At 41.6% G+C, this 15,466-nt stretch carries 23 protein-coding genes; 22 read left to right on the top strand and 1 reads right to left on the bottom strand.

Features of this window, described 5'->3' with window-relative positions; genetic code table 11:
* Positions 1-52: 52 nt before the first annotated feature.
* The 5 genes from BN1080_RS10065 (at position 53) to BN1080_RS10055 (ending at position 1,610) form a co-directional block, all read left to right on the top strand.
* A complete protein-coding gene (locus tag BN1080_RS10065; RefSeq protein WP_052651937.1) occupies positions 53-637 on the top strand; it encodes a dUTP diphosphatase in 585 nt (194 codons plus the stop codon).
* A 1-nt stretch (position 638) separates the two neighbouring features.
* Positions 639-770, top strand: coding sequence for a hypothetical protein (locus tag BN1080_RS17455; RefSeq protein WP_267882914.1), 132 nt, complete (start codon positions 639-641; stop codon positions 768-770).
* Positions 771-785: 15 nt separating this feature from the next.
* On the top strand, positions 786-1,004 hold the full coding sequence (locus tag BN1080_RS10060; protein WP_052651936.1) for a hypothetical protein: 219 nt from the start codon (positions 786-788) through the stop codon (positions 1,002-1,004).
* 143 nt (positions 1,005-1,147) lie between these two features.
* Positions 1,148-1,309 carry a hypothetical protein gene (locus BN1080_RS17235; protein ID WP_199876612.1) on the top strand — a complete coding sequence of 54 codons (162 nt, stop codon included), beginning with the start codon at positions 1,148-1,150 and terminating at the stop codon, positions 1,307-1,309.
* A 31-nt stretch (positions 1,310-1,340) separates the two neighbouring features.
* Positions 1,341-1,610 carry a hypothetical protein gene (locus BN1080_RS10055; RefSeq protein WP_052651935.1) on the top strand — a complete coding sequence of 90 codons (270 nt, stop codon included), beginning with the start codon at positions 1,341-1,343 and terminating at the stop codon, positions 1,608-1,610.
* 32 nt (positions 1,611-1,642) lie between these two features.
* On the opposite strand, the gene BN1080_RS17020 is transcribed toward BN1080_RS10055, so the two are convergent.
* Positions 1,643-1,789 (bottom strand): ribbon-helix-helix domain-containing protein, encoded by a 147-nt coding sequence (locus BN1080_RS17020; protein WP_110925621.1) that lies wholly within the window; start codon positions 1,787-1,789, stop codon positions 1,643-1,645.
* Between the two features lie 102 nt (positions 1,790-1,891).
* Here BN1080_RS17020 and BN1080_RS10050 point away from each other — a divergent pair, with 102 nt between their 5' ends.
* From BN1080_RS10050 to BN1080_RS09970, 17 genes are all read left to right on the top strand, one after another.
* Positions 1,892-2,473, top strand: a complete 582-nt coding sequence (locus BN1080_RS10050) for an HNH endonuclease (protein WP_052651934.1) — start codon at positions 1,892-1,894, stop codon at positions 2,471-2,473.
* 40 nt (positions 2,474-2,513) lie between these two features.
* Positions 2,514-2,891: a hypothetical protein gene (locus BN1080_RS10045; protein WP_199876610.1), complete on the top strand. Its 378-nt coding sequence runs from the start codon at positions 2,514-2,516 to the stop codon at positions 2,889-2,891.
* A 600-nt stretch (positions 2,892-3,491) separates the two neighbouring features.
* Positions 3,492-3,842, top strand: a complete 351-nt coding sequence (locus BN1080_RS10035; RefSeq protein WP_052651931.1) for an HNH endonuclease — start codon at positions 3,492-3,494, stop codon at positions 3,840-3,842.
* A 182-nt stretch (positions 3,843-4,024) separates the two neighbouring features.
* A complete protein-coding gene (locus BN1080_RS10030; RefSeq protein WP_052651930.1) occupies positions 4,025-4,357 on the top strand; it encodes a hypothetical protein in 333 nt (110 codons plus the stop codon).
* Positions 4,354-5,988 carry a terminase TerL endonuclease subunit gene (locus tag BN1080_RS10025; RefSeq protein ID WP_052651929.1) on the top strand — a complete coding sequence of 545 codons (1,635 nt, stop codon included), beginning with the start codon at positions 4,354-4,356 and terminating at the stop codon, positions 5,986-5,988. Before BN1080_RS10030 ends, BN1080_RS10025 begins: the two co-directional genes overlap by 4 nt.
* Positions 5,989-6,051: 63 nt before the next feature.
* Complete coding sequence (locus BN1080_RS10020; protein WP_052654539.1) at positions 6,052-7,149, top strand: phage portal protein; 1,098 nt, start codon at positions 6,052-6,054, stop codon at positions 7,147-7,149.
* Positions 7,146-7,895: a head maturation protease, ClpP-related gene (locus BN1080_RS10015; RefSeq protein WP_234398957.1), complete on the top strand. Its 750-nt coding sequence runs from the start codon at positions 7,146-7,148 to the stop codon at positions 7,893-7,895. The genes BN1080_RS10020 and BN1080_RS10015 overlap by 4 nt, the downstream gene beginning before the upstream one ends.
* Before the next feature lie 26 nt (positions 7,896-7,921).
* Positions 7,922-9,079 carry a phage major capsid protein gene (locus tag BN1080_RS10010; RefSeq protein WP_052651928.1) on the top strand — a complete coding sequence of 386 codons (1,158 nt, stop codon included), beginning with the start codon at positions 7,922-7,924 and terminating at the stop codon, positions 9,077-9,079.
* A gap of 13 nt (positions 9,080-9,092) precedes the next feature.
* The gene (locus tag BN1080_RS17230) at positions 9,093-9,260 is read left to right on the top strand and encodes a hypothetical protein (protein ID WP_199876609.1); all 168 of its coding nucleotides are present in this window, start codon (positions 9,093-9,095) and stop codon (positions 9,258-9,260) included.
* An 8-nt stretch (positions 9,261-9,268) separates the two neighbouring features.
* Entirely contained in the window at positions 9,269-9,565 is a 297-nt protein-coding gene (locus tag BN1080_RS10005; RefSeq protein ID WP_052651927.1) for a hypothetical protein, read from the top strand.
* Positions 9,552-9,914, top strand: a complete 363-nt coding sequence (locus BN1080_RS10000) for a phage head closure protein (protein WP_052651926.1) — start codon at positions 9,552-9,554, stop codon at positions 9,912-9,914. The genes BN1080_RS10005 and BN1080_RS10000 overlap by 14 nt, the downstream gene beginning before the upstream one ends.
* Positions 9,915-10,274, top strand: a complete 360-nt coding sequence (locus BN1080_RS09995; RefSeq protein WP_052651925.1) for an HK97 gp10 family phage protein — start codon at positions 9,915-9,917, stop codon at positions 10,272-10,274.
* Positions 10,271-10,585 carry a hypothetical protein gene (locus BN1080_RS09990; RefSeq protein WP_052651924.1) on the top strand — a complete coding sequence of 105 codons (315 nt, stop codon included), beginning with the start codon at positions 10,271-10,273 and terminating at the stop codon, positions 10,583-10,585. The genes BN1080_RS09995 and BN1080_RS09990 overlap by 4 nt, the downstream gene beginning before the upstream one ends.
* Before the next feature lie 15 nt (positions 10,586-10,600).
* A complete protein-coding gene (locus tag BN1080_RS09985; RefSeq protein WP_052651923.1) occupies positions 10,601-11,164 on the top strand; it encodes a major tail protein in 564 nt (187 codons plus the stop codon).
* Positions 11,165-11,509, top strand: a complete 345-nt coding sequence (locus tag BN1080_RS09980) for a hypothetical protein (RefSeq protein WP_052651922.1) — start codon at positions 11,165-11,167, stop codon at positions 11,507-11,509. It begins immediately after the preceding gene.
* A 266-nt stretch (positions 11,510-11,775) separates the two neighbouring features.
* Positions 11,776-15,063 carry a hypothetical protein gene (locus tag BN1080_RS09975; RefSeq protein WP_052651921.1) on the top strand — a complete coding sequence of 1,096 codons (3,288 nt, stop codon included), beginning with the start codon at positions 11,776-11,778 and terminating at the stop codon, positions 15,061-15,063.
* Positions 15,063-15,464: a distal tail protein Dit gene (locus BN1080_RS09970; RefSeq protein ID WP_052651920.1), complete on the top strand. Its 402-nt coding sequence runs from the start codon at positions 15,063-15,065 to the stop codon at positions 15,462-15,464. Before BN1080_RS09975 ends, BN1080_RS09970 begins: the two co-directional genes overlap by 1 nt.
* Positions 15,465-15,466: the final 2 nt, after the last annotated feature.

Genomic DNA, 15,466 nt, shown 5'->3' with positions numbered 1-15,466 from the left:
AATGCCATAGAAGAACCGTTCACATACGAAAATAAGAAAGCGAGGGCACAAGATGAATATCGCAAATTTATTCGAAATCCAAAGAAAACTAGACGCTGAAATTGAAGCAAAGCATCCGACTGCTGCGGGTGAAGATCGATTGGCAAAACGCATACTGGCTTTACAAGTGGAATTGGGGGAATGTGCGAATGAATGGAGAGGGTTTAAGTTTTGGAGTACGGATCAGAAAGCGAGAACAATCGATAAAAAAGTCGTTTATGACCCTAACCCTGAAAATACGCAATCAGCGAAATTTGTTAGAACGAATCCACTCCTTGAAGAATATGTGGACTGCTTGCATTTCATTCTATCTATTGGCAACGGCTTAAACTTCGATATTCAAATGCTCGAGCAAATGGTAAGTCCGAAAAAAATGAAAAATCCTGTGGACCAATTCTTGTGGACAAATCGAGGGTTAACTAATTTATACGAAGCACATAGAGATATGACGCCGACCAGCCGACCGCATTATTACTTACTTCTATTCGATGCGATTATGGGACTCGGTGAAATGCTCGGCTTTACATGGAATCAAATCGAAGAAGCCTACATGAGCAAAAACGCCATCAACCATCAACGCCAGGCAGAGGGGTATTGATATGGTTCCTAAAAAACGCAACGTCGGCGATAAATATCGACCTGTAGCCACGGTGATGAAACGAAAGAATGGCGTACCGACTGTATTGAAAATTGGGAAGCTGCGGTATGTGTTGGATGCTTCGAGTAAATAGAGGGGAGAGTGGAAGATGAAATTCATCAAAGTCACTAAAGCGCAATCCAAGGAAAAAATAGCATTGCTAATTTCAGATGTAACTAAATTAGAAACTGACAAAATTCCCAGTCATCACCGCAGTATTGATTGCACAAAAATATATTATGGTGCCGATCATTGGGTGAGAGTCGAAGAATCGATAGATGATGTATTAAGGATGTTGGATAAAGGTTATCCAGTGAATACTGAATGACCACCGAACAACGCAACGAACTGATTGACGAACTGGTGAATCGGACGAAGATTCGCCGGAGTTATTTTGAAGCTTTATCAGATTCTCGTCTTTTAGAGGAAATAGATAAATTGGGATTGATTTATTGAAAAGGAGTGAACCAATTGGCTAAATCGTTGTTATGGATAATCTTCATTCTTCATTTTATAGCCGGCATGATTATTGCTTACGCAGGCGAGGAAGTCTCGCTTACCACTACTATTTTATCGATTGGCATTTTAGGCGTTATAGCTATCTGTGAATCAATCGAGAAAATAGGTAAATAAAATTTATATGAATAAATGAGGAGTGAACCAAATGGGCGCATTCATTGCTAGGCAACCAAACGGGTTATTGTGCAGGTTCTCTTCTGTGGTTGATTGTCCGACGAAATGGAATATGACCGATGAAGATTATCTGAATAATGCTACAGGCACCGTAAATAATCGTGAACACGGACAAGATATTTTAGATAACTACATGCAGCCTTTCACCGAAGTGATTGAATACTTCCGAACAGAAAACATGAGCGCTGCAGAATTTATCGATTTTCTTATTGATGTGGGTTATATCGAATTAAAGGAGTGAAAGCCAGTGACCACCAAACGAAAAGAAAGAGCCTACTTTTTAGTAGACTCCATTTCTTCCAACTTTTCTTTTATGGCAGCTTCAACGATCCGAGACTGAGGAATCATCGTTTTTTCTGAAACCTCTTTAAGTTTTTCAATCAGTTTTTCATCGAGAGAATAAGTTACTTTTATTTTCAAATTAACCAACTCCTTTAGCAGTAATATACCATACATTTATTGTATGAACAATGGTAATATGTTACAATAAGTGTATGGTATATCTAATTAAGGAGTGATGAAATGAAATACAAATGCTTCTGTCATCGGGATGATTTTAGAGATTTAACTAAAGAAGAATTAATGACAATGCTTCGAACTGTTAACAGCTTTTCGACAAAAGAATTCGTAGTCCATTATAAAATTCCTGAACGAGATTTTCACATGCTTATGATCGAAAGAAAAATGAACCCATTAAAATCTATTGGAGTTTATCAAGATGTGAAAGCAAAAGATTTCACTGGTTTATATATGTCTGATGAAATGATTAAAGGTTACAACATACAAACTCCGGCAAAAGCTACTAAAAAGTTAAAGTTTCCAAAGTTCCTAATTAAACCAAGGATGCCAAAAGAAATCAGAAGAGAGCGTCGAAAAATGTCAAAGGGTTTAATAAGAGAAATCAAAGAAATCTATAAAAACAAATGCGCTGTTTGTGGAACAGAAAAGAATATTGATATTCATCACATATTACCTGTTTCTGAAGGTGGGGAGTCATTGCCTCACAATCTTCAATTGCTTTGTGTGGAACATCACGCAGAAGCTCATAAGGGTGAACGTGCTTATAATCTCATTAAAAGTAGAGCTATAAAGTTAAGGGAGTGATTCGGTGTTAGATTCATATAGATTTTATGAAGATTTAATCATGGAGATTGAAGTCCTGGAATTGCAAATTGAATCTGCAATACAAGAACGTGAGAACTGGCATTTCATGAATAAACATCGAATAGGTAAACACTTACCACTTGATGAAGTATTGATCCGTATGGATACATTAGCCGAGCGCATCGAATGGCTGACAGAACGAATCGAAGATAAGAAGAAGCTTCGCCGGAATATACAAGAGAAGCTGAACGGCTTTGAAGGATTGGAGTACAAAGTAGCCTACCTTCGAATTGTCCAAGGTAAACGATTGGAAGATATAGCAGAGGAACTTGGCTACTCAGTGGATTGGATAAAGAAAGTATCAGCTACCGTAACTAAGCACTTAGAAAGCACTGACATAGTTTACAAAACCATGTAATCTAGTATTGTAAACTACTATGTATAAGCTACTTTGGTTGGCAATATCAAATATAAAGCGCTTGTGATGATACTCCGGTACATCGCAGGCGTTTTTCAATACATAAACGAAAGGATGTGATGCCTGTCAATAATCTAACCATGATAGATGGAGGAAGGACGGGGATCACATTATCTGCCAGCTCGGGCTTATGAGCGATGTAAAGCATCTGGCTGAATCGGCTGGGTGCTTTTGTATTTGTGTGGAGGGAGTGGGGATATGAATACTTGTTTTAATTTTCGTCATGGATGTAATAAGTCGGCGATTACTGAATTTTGTCCTGAGTGCTTAATGAATGGCGGCATATACAGCAGAAGTATTAATAAGGTTGCGTTTATCAAAAGGCTCTATAACTCTATTCGTGTAATGACAGAACCCAACAAGACGAATGAACAGTACAGTAACTTACATTCTAATGGCTATATATTCAAATGGGTAGTAAAGCTAAGGGCTAAACGATGACCGAACTCTACATCATCACCAGTTCAATCCTAACCATCTGTATCGGCGTTCCTCTTCTCTTCTTATACATTCATATGAATCGAGATTGGAGGGATTGATGTGGAGGAACTAAAACCGGACAGTCCATATAAAACCGAGAAAGATAAGAAGCTATTCTACTGCAGCCCGAAGTGGGAGAAGCTTAGACTCATTGCTCTCAAGCGAGACAACTACGAATGCCAAGAATGCAAACGTCAGGGACGAGTCACTGTGGACTCCAAGAAGATTGCAGGCGAAAAGAAGAAGGTTCGAATGAATGTCCATCATATTAAAGAGTTGGAAGATTATCCGGAGCTTGCACTTGACCTCGATAATCTCGAGACGCTTTGCATTCGCTGCCACAACTCAACGCATGGCAAGGAGTTTAAGTTGAAGCGTAAAGAGAAGCGATGGCAGGATGAATGGTGGTAACAGTTCTTCTTAATAAATAAAAATAGATTTAATATATTATTTTATCCCCCCGCCCAAATTATTTTGCCTTATTTTTTTCAACAGGGAGACCGAGGAGGGGGAAAGCAAATTTCAGATTTTAGAGGAATTCGCGCAAGGTAATGAATTGGGAATTGGTTTCCAAATAGAAGGGTGGGATTTAGGTGGCTAAAACCAAACGCGAGACATTGAGAAAGAAAATCGAAACGGATTTAATTCAACAATTGAAGGAAAAAGAAATCACCGGAAGTCATTATTCTGACTTGATACAAGACTACTTGTCTTTGTGGGATTTGAAATGCGAGTTAATCGGTGACATTGAAGAGACGGGAATAAAGGTTCCTGGTATGCACGGGCCTAAATCCAACTCTTCTATAAATGATTTGCACAAGACAAACGACCGGATGATTAAAATTCTTGATGCATTGGGATTAAAAGCAGTTTCAACGGAAGACAATAAAGAGCCTCCAAAGAAACCGGCTAGTGGTCTCCTATGATTCATAACAAACATGTGGATGAATACATTCGCCTGTTTGAATCCGGTCAAATCGTTTTAAATAAAGAGCGCATCATGCTGCTGGAACACCTGCAGAAGAGGGTACTAAGCCGTGACGATATCTATTTCGACGAAGAACTAATTGAAAACTTCATAGCGTTTGCGGAGAAATATTATTTCCCCTTAGGTTCATTCCAAAAATTCATTGCAGCGTTTGTTTTCCTTTTCTACAAGGAAGATGACGCTGTTTTTTATGACCAATTTTTATTACTGATGGCTAGGGGAGCAGGGAAGAACGGATTTATATCGGTTCTCATTCATTTCCTAATAAGCCCTCTGCACGGTATTGAAAAATACAATGTATCGATTGTGGCCAACACCGAAAAGCAAGCAAAGATGTCTTTTGTGGAAGTCTACGACACGATTGAAAGTAAAGAAGGGTTAAGCGATTATTTTTATCCGACAAAGAAAGAAATAAAGAGCCTGGATACAAACAGCATCATTCAATACCACACCTCAAATGCTTCTTCTAAAGATGGTTTGCGCGACGGTGCGGTTATCTATGATGAGATCCACAGATACGAAACAGCAGAAACCGTAAACGTGTTTTCGAGCGGGCTCGGTAAAGTTCGGAATGCTCGTGAGTTTTTTATCGGGACTGATGGTTTTGTTCGTGAAGGTTTCCTGGACAAAACCAAAGAGCGCGCCATGAGCATTTTAAAGGGCGAGGAACCAAACGATACCCTTTTCCCTTTCATCTGTCGCATTGATGATATTAAGGAAATTGACGATGAAGAGATGTGGGAAAAAGCGAACCCAATGTTCAGTAAGCCGATGAGTCTTTATGGGAAGGGCTTGTTCAAGAAAGTACAAGCGCAGTACCGACAGCTTAAAAGTAATCCTTCAGGAAGAGAAGAGTTTGTTACAAAAAGGATGAACCTTCCAGAAATTGATTTAGCTAAAGATGTTGCGAGCCGGGAAGAAATTCTAGCGACAAATCGTTCAATGCCAGACTTGCGAAATAAAACTTGTGTAGCCGGTCTAGACTTTGCCTCTATTAAGGATTTTGCAGCAGTTGGACTTCTATTCAAAATCAATAATGAATATATATGGAAAACTCATTCATTTGCTCGGCAAGGCTTCTTGGACAACGTTCAAATGAAAGCGCCGATTAAAGATTGGGCTGAGCAAGGGCTATTAACAATTGTGGACGAACCGGTAATCGATGTTAAGCATATCGTGCAATGGTTTGTTGAGATGCGTGAATTATATGGAATTACAAGCATCATCGCAGACACGTTTCGTTTGGATCTAGTTAAAACTGCGCTTGAAAAAGAAGGCTTCCACATTCTCTATATTAAAAATCCGAAAGCGATTCACTCTCTCTTAGCTCCAAGAATCGAAACGCTATTCGCGAATAACCAAATTATTTTCGGAGACAATCCACTGATGCGATGGTACACGAATAACGTTTATGTCCACATCAAACCTGATGGGAACAAAGAGTATTTGAAGAAAGATCGTTTTATACGTAAGACAGATGGATTTCAGGCGTTCTTGCATGCGATGTGGCAAGCGGACAATTTGTTGGAAGAAGAAGTCGAATTCTTCCTAGCGGATATTAACTTTTAAGGGAGGTGATAAATATTGGGGTTTTTAGATGCTGTATTTAAAAGGAACAGTGAACTTGGTTTCATGTTCGATGTGGAGTTGCTGCAAGATACGTCGAAGCGAATCCACATGAAGCTGTTGGCAATCGAGATATGCGCTTCCTTTCTAGCCAGAACCATTAGTCAATCTGAGTTTCGGATAAGGGATGGAAAGAGTTTCGTAAAGGATGAATTATATTACCGTTTAAACGTGCGGCCGAACAAGAACATGACGTCTAGTACATTTTGGCATACGGTCGTAACGAAACAAATTCACGATAACGAATGCCTTATTATTCAAGGCGATGACGGTGATCTGTTAATTGCGGATAGTTTTGACCATAACGCTTATGCGGTTTACGAAGACACGTTTACTAACGTGAAAGTCAGGGATTACACCTTCGGCAGAAGTTTTAAACAAAGTGAAGTTCTACACATGAAGTATCGAAATGAAAACCTTTCGCCTTTAATTGATGGGCTGTTTGCGGATTACGGTGAATTGTTTGGTCGTATCGTAGCTTCACAAAAGAGGAAGAATCAGATTAGAGGAACGGTCGATGTGGATGCCCGAGTTGGTCAAAGCGAACAAGCGAGAAATCAGCTACAGGAATTCATTAATAAAATGTACAAGGCATTCAGCTCGCAAGATGTCGCCATTGTTCCACAGCAGCCAGGCTTTGAATATAAAGAATCAAATAGTGGAAGTTCAGGAGCTGGGCAAAGTGTAGACGAAATCAACAAAGTGACGAATGGTTTCTTAGATCAAATTGCAATGGCCATCGGCATACCCATTAGCTTGCTTCGTGGCGACATGGCAGATGTGGAGAAGCAAACCAAGAACTATATGATGTTTGCGGTTAATCCATTTCTTAAAAAAGTATGTGATGAAGGAAATGCGAAGTTTATTGAGAAACAAGAGTTTTTAAATGGTAAGCGAATCGAAGCGAAGACTATTTCTTATAACAGCTTATTCGACCTTGCCAATTCAATCGACAAACTTATTTCTTCCAGCGCATTCACCGGTAACGAAATTAGGGACGAAATTGGTTATGATCGGTCGGACGATCCGAAATTGGATACGCATTGGGTAACGAAGAACTACACAGAAACAAATTCAACCGGCGAAGGAGGTGAGAATGAGTGAGGAAGATTTCGAAAGAAGAGTATTTCAAAAACTTTAAAAACCAATCGCATATCGAGCAAATGAAAAAAGTCGAACGACAGTTTAAAGCAGTTAAAAACGAAGCAACTAATGCAACCGAATTAACGATTTATGGCGTTATCGGTGATTCATGGTGGGAAGATTCAGTTTCTGCAGCTGACGTTGACGAAGCGTTGCAATCAATCAGCGGTGATATCGTAATCAACTTGAACAGTCCTGGTGGCGATGCATTTGAAGGGATTGCGATTTATAATCGTCTGAAAAAGCATGATGGCAAAGTAACCATCAATGTGGACGGATGGGCATGTTCAGCGGCTTCTGTAATCGCCTGCGCAGCGGACGAACTATTTATGGGACTTGGCTCTATGTTCATGATTCACGAAGCCAGCACGATTGTATGGGGTTCTAAAACGGACATGCGCAAAGAGGCGGATGTGTTAGAGAGTCTTGAAGAAGGCATCATCGATATTTATATGACGAAAGCAAATGTGAGCCGAGAAGAAATTAAGAACATGGTTGATTCAGAAACTTGGTTCAGCGCACAGAAAGCGGTTGAAATTGGTTTTGCTGCAGGCACAAATGCTGCATCATCTATAACGGATGATGAAGAAGTAACTCAATTAAAAGCTCAAATGTCAGCTTTGAAAGACGAATTAGCACAACTGAAAAATGAAAATCAAAAGAAGCCCGAGCCTGTTAAACAAAACAGAGCAGCGAGGCTTTTTTAAATTAAAAAAAATGGAGGAATTAAACAATGACAATCAAATTTAATAAATCAGAAACATTCCAAAACGCTAAGCAGGCTTTGACAGCGGTACTTTCTAAAGAAGACGTGACTGAAAAAGAGACTACAGAAGCTTACGAAAACTATTTCAATGCGTTGCAAACTGAGGTGGCTACTGCCATCACAAAAGAAGTGAACAACGAAATGTTAGATCGCTCAATTCTCCAACAACGCGGTCAGAACGTTTTGACTTCGGAGGAAACAAAATTCTTTAATGAAGTTGTAGTATCAGGCGGTTTCTCTGACGATTCTATCCTTCCTGTTACTACTCAGGAACGTGTATTTGAAGACTTGGTAAAAGAGCATCCGTTACTTGACGCTTTAGGTTTGCAGGATTTAGGAGCAGTTACACGATACATTGACGCTGATCCGACTAAGGCTTATGCATGGGGACCACTGTTTGGTCCGATTGCAGGACAAGTTGCTGCAGCATTCAGCGAACAAACAATTACTCAATTAAAACTTACTGCTTTCGCTGTTATCCCTAACGATATGCTAGAACTTGGACCTGTGTGGATTGAACGTTATGTCCGTGCTTTGCTTGTGGAGTCTTACTCTACTGGATTGGAATTCGGATTTGTTAATGGATCAGGAGTAAATCAACCAGTCGGTTTATTGAAAGACGTGAATAGCGACACGGGCGCAATCACAAATAAAGTTTCTTCAGGGACTTTAACGTTCGCTCCTTCTGAATATGGCGAAATTGTACAAGGTGAACTTTATAATGTGGTAAGTGCTTTGTCTACAAACGAGAAAGGTGAAGGACGTAAAGTGGCCGGAAAAGTCGTTATGGTTGTAAATCCTGTTGATGCGATTGGCGTACAGTTCCGTAATACGATTCAAACTGCAAACGGTCAATGGGTTACCGCGATGCCTTTCAACATTCAAGTAATTGAATCTGAGGAAGTACCAGCTGGAAAAGCAATCTTCTTTGTGAAAGGCGAATACCTAGCTGTTATCGCTGGCGGTTACAAATTGAAGAAGTTCGATCAAACACTTGCGATTGAAGATGCGACTCTATACACAATCAAGCAATTTGCAAACGGCAAACCAAAAGATAACAAAGCGGCTCTTGTTTACGACTTGGATATCAAATTTGGTTTTGCTGCTGATGCACCAACAGGCTAAGGAGGGGATTTAAATGGCAAAGTTTAAAGTGAAGAAAACCTTTAAAGACATCCACACGAACGAAATCTACAAGCCGAATACTGAAATCGAAATGACTGTAAAAAGAGCCGAAGAGGTAGAAAAAAACCTCGACGACTCTTTTTTAGTTCGGGTCGACACGCCGGATAAAAAAGAAAAGTAGGTGATTGAATGGCAATCACACCTGAAATTTTAACTGAGTTTAAAGAGAGAATGCGGTTGAGTGATGATGAAGATAATAACTTAACCCGCATTCTCAGCGCTTCTGAAAAGGCTCTGATTAGAGCCTGTGGAAGCCATCACATCAATGCCGATGAAACGTTCAAAGAATTAGTTTTTGAGCGTTCACGGTATGTCTATAACGATGCCTTAGAATACTTCAATGAAAACTTTTCTAGTGAAATTAATAGCCTTAGCATTACGAAGGCGATGGAAGAAATAGAAGGTGAAGCCGATGCAACCGTTTAAATATCAGCCTCCTATTAATTCTGGCCAATTCCGGAATCGTATTTCCATTTACGGTCCAACAATTTCGAAGGATGAACTTCACCAAGAAGTTGAAACATTTGGAGAAGTCGCAAAGGCATGGGCCATGATTAAAACGACGCAAGGGCGCGAAATCATGGAACCGGCAAATGCTGCCGAATATTCGACAAGATTCGTCATTCGGTTTTCAGCTTCTTTAAATGAATTGTTCAAAGCCGATTCTACGAGATTGGAAATTCATTACGATGGAATGATTTATGACGTTGAAAGCATCATTAACGACGATGAAGCTGATAAAACGTTCACGATTGTTTCGAAAGGGCGTGCTTAAATGGCAAACAGCCCAAATGATTTAACCACACTTCTTAACAGACAGCTTGCTTTATATGCTGATGACATTGTGGCGGATGTAGAAGAAGCTGTAAAAGAGGTTTCCCAAGAAGGCGTAGATAAGTTGAAGGCGAGAAGCCCGAGATTTACAGGGAGTTACCGAAAAGGCTGGCGTGTGAAGAAAGTAAAGAAAAAGTATGTCATCCACAATAAGACAGATTACCAGCTTACCCATCTGCTCGAAAAAGGGCACGCTAAGGTCGGTGGCGGGCGAGTGGCTCCTAAGCCACACATTGCCCTTGTGGAGCAAGAACTCATCGAGGAATTGCAACGCAGGGTGATCGAGGCGGTGGATCGATGACGCTAATCGATTTAGCAAACTTACTTTCCAGACTAGGTTATCCGTTAGCCTATTCCCACTTTAAGAGTGAGCAGAAGCCGCCATTCATTGTTTATCTGGTAACAAGCGGAGATTCTTTCTCCGCAGATAATACGGCGCTTCATGAAAGCGCGGATGTGGATATCGAACTCTATGTAGATACAAAAAATCTAACGCTGGAAAATCAAATAAAAACGTTATTAAAACAAAACGAACTCCCCTTCTCTTATGCAGAAACCTACATAAAAGAAGAGGGAGTTTTTAAATGCACATTTTCCATCCAATTAATATAAACGGAGGTTTTAAGAATGGCTCAAAACAAAGTAAACTTTGGTATTAAAAACGTGCATTATGCACTTGCAACAGAAGGAGAAAACGGAGCATTAACTTACGGGGCACCTGAGCGGTTGCCTGGCGCTGTTTCCTTGAATTTAGATCCTAAAGGAACACAGTCGGATTTTTACGCAGATGACCGTAACTATTACACAACTTCAACGAATAGCGGCTATGACGGCACAGTAACTATGGCAAACTTGACCGAAGAATTTAGAACAGACGTCTTAGGTGATGTATTAGAAGATGGGATTCTTACGGAAAATGCGAACGCGAAGCCGAAAACAGTAGCGCTTTTGTTTGAATTTGATGGTGATGTAAAAGCTACTCGTCACGCATTGTATAATGTCACGCTTGCGCGCCCAGGCTTATCCGGTGAAACAAAAACCGAATCCGCAGAACCAGGCACGCAGGAATTAACGTTTGTGGCAGCGCCAGACATTAATGGTGTTGTGAAGCGTTCAACTACTTCTCAAACCACTCCGGAGGTTTATGACGCTTGGTACACTACTGTTTTCACGAAAGTTGCGGTGGGATAATTGGAAAAAACAATCACAATTGACGGCAGACAGGTGGCTTTTAAGTCATCTGGCGCTCTGCCGAAACGTTATAAAATGCAGTTTGGTCGGGATTACTTCTCGGATATGTTAGCGATGAAGAGTATGAGCGAAGAGATTGTGGATGGTAAAGGGGAAATGCAAAGCGTTAACTTTGATTTGTTTTACGATATTGCATGGACACTAGCAAAAACAGCTGACAGTTCAATCCCTGATCCAGTGTCTTGGCTAGACGAATTTGACGTGTTCCCAATTGCTGATATTCTTCCACAGATCCAAGAACTGATTACGGCTTCCATTTCCTCTAACAACGCTAAAAAAAAGTAGGAAACGGTACTAAGTCATCTGGCGAAGCGATGACCACAGAAATGTATTTATTGCTTACTAAGGACGCCAAACTACAATCGGATGATTTGGAAACAATGACAGTCGGCATGGTTCTCGATTATGTGGACTATTACTTTGAAATAAAACATCCAAAAAAAGAGAAAGCAAGAACAGCGAGTCAGGCTGATTTTGATAGCTTCTAACTTTGAACACTTACTTCTTGAAGTAGGTGTTTTTATTTTTGCTCGAAAGGGTGTGAGGAAATAGTGAAAATACAAGGCATCACAATTGCTCTTGGAGCCGATGCATCAGGCATTGAAACGGCTTTGTCGGATGTGAACAAAGCATCAGGGAAGACGAGCAAGGAACTGCAGCAGATTAATAAAGCGTTGAAGTTCGATCCAGACAATGTCAATCTTCTGCAACAGCGCTTTGATGTACTACAGGACGCGGCCCGTAACGCGGCGGCAAAGTTGGATACTTTGCGACAGGCCCAGGCGGAAGTGGACCGTCAGTTTGCGGCAGGGGAAATTGATGATTCCCAATTCCGGGCGTTTAATCGAGAAATCGAAATGACCGAGGGCTTGCTTCGAAATCTGCAGAATCAGGCTCGGCAAACTGATCTTAGAATCAACCCCACTGTGGATACGAGCGACCTTCAAAATGCTGAGCAGGACATTGAAGATTTAGGCGACGCTGCTGAGCAAGCAGGGGATCGAATTACTCAAGCTCTGGCAGGCGCAGTAGCTGGGATCGGACTTGCGGGTATCGCTGAAAACGGACTGGCTGAATCGGATTTGCAAGCAAAGATCAATATCACGTTTGATGTGCCGGAAGATTCGAAACAAAGCGTTCGGGAAGCATTGGCGGAGGTTCAAGCCTATGGTGTGGACGGAGAAGAAGCTTTAGAAGGCTTGCGTAAACAGTGGGCTTTAAATAAAGATGCTTCTGACGAAAGCAATCGCTCAATCGTAAACAGCGCAGCGGCTATCGCCAGTGTCTATGGTGATATCGACTTTAAAGAATTGATTCAAGAAACGAACGAAATCGGAAAAGAATTAGAAGTTTCTGATGAGGAAGCTTTAAATCTTGTGAATTCTTTGCTGAGAATCGGATTCCCGCCGGATCAACTAGATATTATCGCTGAATATGGCGGGCAACTACGGCGTGCCGGTTATGAAGCTAAGCAGATTCAAGGAATCATGGCGGCAGCTGTCGGTACGGGAAGTTGGAATATCGACAACTTGCTTGACGGTTTAAAAGAAGGACGTATTCGCGCCACTGAAATGGGCGAGGGGTTATCTGAGGCAATGAAAGATAGCCTGAGAAAAGTCATGGGTCCAGTCAAGAAAATGAGTGACGAACAACTCCAAGCGATGGAAGAAGGACTGGAAAAGCAAGAAGGAGCTTTGTCTAAATCGCTCGACGCACAATACGAATCGACTGAAAAAGGTTTTGAAAAACAAGTGGAAGCTATGTCCGATTCGATGGATGAACAGTATGAAGCGGCTGTGGACTCGTACGACCGACAACGAGATGCGTTGGAAGATTCGCTAGCCGATGAATTAAAGTCATTCGAGAAAGCTGCGACTCAACGTATCAAGTTAATTGATAAAGAGTATATGGAAAAAATGAAGCTGATTGATGAAGACCGTTATAACAAACTCAAAGCGATTGACGATGAAATTAATGGACTAAGAGCCTTGACGGAAGCTGAAAATAAAGCTGCTAAAGATCGTGAGAATGCTGAGAAGCGTGCCGAACTTAATGCGGATATCGCAAATCAGCGAACGAAAAAAGGACGCCGGCTGGCCACTGAGAAGCTCAATGAATTTGAAGCGAAATTGCGCGCCGATCAAGTCCAAGAAGAACGTGATGCCGAAATTGAAAGCTTAAAAATCCGCAAAGACGGCATAAATGAGGCAGCGGACGAAAAGAAAGAAGCGCTTAAATCAGAATACGACCTATTGAAAGAGCGAGCAACACAAGAGATTGAGGTCGGCAAAGAAACGCTGAAAGAACGGCAGTCACTAGAATTAGAAGCCTTTGATAAAAGGAAAAAGGCTAGTCTTGAAAACCTGCAGGAAATTAACAGCAGGGAATTGGATGCGCTGAAAGAACGCCAAGAAGCACAGTTGAGCTTGATGCAAGAAGCCAATGCGAAAGAGCTAGAAGCTTTCCAAAAAATGAATGATGAAAAAATGGAGTTGGCCAAGAACCCTCCAGATTCAGCAGCATTTGTGGCTATGGAAAAACAATTGGTTGCATGGGGCAAGGCAATCGCCAGTGGTACGGATCCTAAAGCCTTTGAGGAAATGACTAAATGGTTGAACGGTATTGAAGATGCGACTCTGCGTAACACTTTAGGAGTCGGTATATTCGGCACCATCTGGGAAGATCAAGGCGAGAACATTGTTGAGTCCATTCTAGGTGCAGATGAAGCGCTAGTTAAGTTAAGCGAAAGCGAACAGAAAGCAAAAGACGTAGCAGACTCAATGGATGCTTCGGCACTCAAGAAAATGAATGAAGCGATACAAAGTATGATGGTTGAACTTGCGCCATTACTTACATTCATAGCTGGTATCATCGGTAAATTTGCTGAGTTTGTCGTTGCGAATCCAGCGATTTCAGCGGCATTTCTAGCAATCGCAGTGATTATCGGTACACTGGCCGCAGCATTTATTGCACTAGGTCCAGCCATAGCGGCAATTCCTGCTATATTACCAATACTTACAGGTGCCTTTGCTGCGTTGAGTGGTGTTTTTGCGACAGTCACAGCGGCACTTCCGGCAATTGGGGCGGCCATCGCTGCTATCGCGGCACCGGTAGCCATTGCCATTGCAGCAGTATTAGCTTTAATCGGCATCGTCGCATTGATCGTGAAAAACTGGGAACCAATCAAAGAGTTCTTTTCGAATCTGTGGGCGAATATAGTCGAGATTTTTATCAACACAAAAGACGCCATTTTCGAAGTGGTAGGAAATTGGATTTCAGGAATCAAAACAAGATTCACCGAAATGAAAGACGGAGCCATTGGCATATTTGAAAGCCTGTCCACAGCTGCGGGAGTCGTGTGGAGGGCAATGAAAGAAGTCCTAATGAAACCCGTAAATTCGATTAAGGACGCTATTACAGGTGTATTTGAGACAATTTCAGATACACTCACAGGCATCTGGGACGGCATTACAAATAAAATAAAAGACTCCATTAATTTCATCATCGAATTAATCAACGATTTCATCGGCGGCATGAACACGCTCAAGATTCCTGACTGGGTTCCGGCCATCGGTGGTGCAGGTGTAGACATTCCATCCATTCCAATGCTTGCAAAAGGCACGGAGTATTTCAAAGGCGGCCCTGCAATCGTCGGAGAACGCGGTCCAGAGCTTGTGGATATGCCGAGAGGTGCGAGGGTAACATCGAATGATAAACTGGCCGGCATGGGCGGCACAACGATTACCGGCAATAACTTTATTATCCGAGAAGAAGCAGACGTGAAACGCGTCGCAAGAGAATTGCACAATTTAGCACAAGTAGAAATGAGGGGGAGATAATGGCGATTCCAGGAATAACATTCAACGGCGTCCACAGTAGTACGTTACCGATTGTCATGCTTGATAGTCGCCGGCCCCTCTTTGCTCAGCCGAAAGATACCTATGTGGATATTCCGTTTCGGAGTGGGAGCGTACTGGTATTTGATCCAAGCTTTAATGATATCGAAGTAGAAGTGGATTTTTTGATAAAGACTCCAGCAAATTCCACTGTTTATAAAGAAGCGCGGAGAATTGCTCAATGGCTGACAACCCATGAAACACGGCGGCCATTGGTTTTTGATGACGATCCAACATTTACTTATCAAGCGAAAGTAAGCAACAGCATCGATTTAGAGCGTGTGGTTGAGTGGGGAACATTTACCGTTGTCTTCCGTTGCTTGCCGCATACACAGGAGGTATGAGC

Origin of the sequence: Planococcus massiliensis (assembly GCF_000821325.1) — a bacterium.
GTDB lineage: Bacteria > Bacillota > Bacilli > Bacillales_A > Planococcaceae > Planococcus > Planococcus ruber.
Note: the sequence above shows the minus strand (reverse complement) of the source record. Positions and strands in the feature narration are given on the sequence as shown.

Coding starts and splice junctions, on each gene's coding strand:
- BN1080_RS10005 (WP_052651927.1), top strand. CDS start 9,269: ATGGCAATCACACCTGAAATTTTAACTGAGTTTAAAGAGAGAATGCGG.
- BN1080_RS09985 (WP_052651923.1), top strand. CDS start 10,601: ATGGCTCAAAACAAAGTAAACTTTGGTATTAAAAACGTGCATTATGCA.
- BN1080_RS09995 (WP_052651925.1), top strand. CDS start 9,915: ATGGCAAACAGCCCAAATGATTTAACCACACTTCTTAACAGACAGCTT.
- BN1080_RS10045 (WP_199876610.1), top strand. CDS start 2,514: ATGGAGATTGAAGTCCTGGAATTGCAAATTGAATCTGCAATACAAGAA.
- BN1080_RS10050 (WP_052651934.1), top strand. CDS start 1,892: ATGAAATACAAATGCTTCTGTCATCGGGATGATTTTAGAGATTTAACT.
- BN1080_RS10020 (WP_052654539.1), top strand. CDS start 6,052: ATGTTCGATGTGGAGTTGCTGCAAGATACGTCGAAGCGAATCCACATG.
- BN1080_RS10000 (WP_052651926.1), top strand. CDS start 9,552: ATGCAACCGTTTAAATATCAGCCTCCTATTAATTCTGGCCAATTCCGG.
- BN1080_RS10065 (WP_052651937.1), top strand. CDS start 53: ATGAATATCGCAAATTTATTCGAAATCCAAAGAAAACTAGACGCTGAA.
- BN1080_RS17230 (WP_199876609.1), top strand. CDS start 9,093: ATGGCAAAGTTTAAAGTGAAGAAAACCTTTAAAGACATCCACACGAAC.
- BN1080_RS10055 (WP_052651935.1), top strand. CDS start 1,341: ATGGGCGCATTCATTGCTAGGCAACCAAACGGGTTATTGTGCAGGTTC.
- BN1080_RS10025 (WP_052651929.1), top strand. CDS start 4,354: ATGATTCATAACAAACATGTGGATGAATACATTCGCCTGTTTGAATCC.
- BN1080_RS17455 (WP_267882914.1), top strand. CDS start 639: ATGGTTCCTAAAAAACGCAACGTCGGCGATAAATATCGACCTGTAGCC.
- BN1080_RS10060 (WP_052651936.1), top strand. CDS start 786: ATGAAATTCATCAAAGTCACTAAAGCGCAATCCAAGGAAAAAATAGCA.
- BN1080_RS10010 (WP_052651928.1), top strand. CDS start 7,922: ATGACAATCAAATTTAATAAATCAGAAACATTCCAAAACGCTAAGCAG.
- BN1080_RS09990 (WP_052651924.1), top strand. CDS start 10,271: ATGACGCTAATCGATTTAGCAAACTTACTTTCCAGACTAGGTTATCCG.
- BN1080_RS09970 (WP_052651920.1), top strand. CDS start 15,063: ATGGCGATTCCAGGAATAACATTCAACGGCGTCCACAGTAGTACGTTA.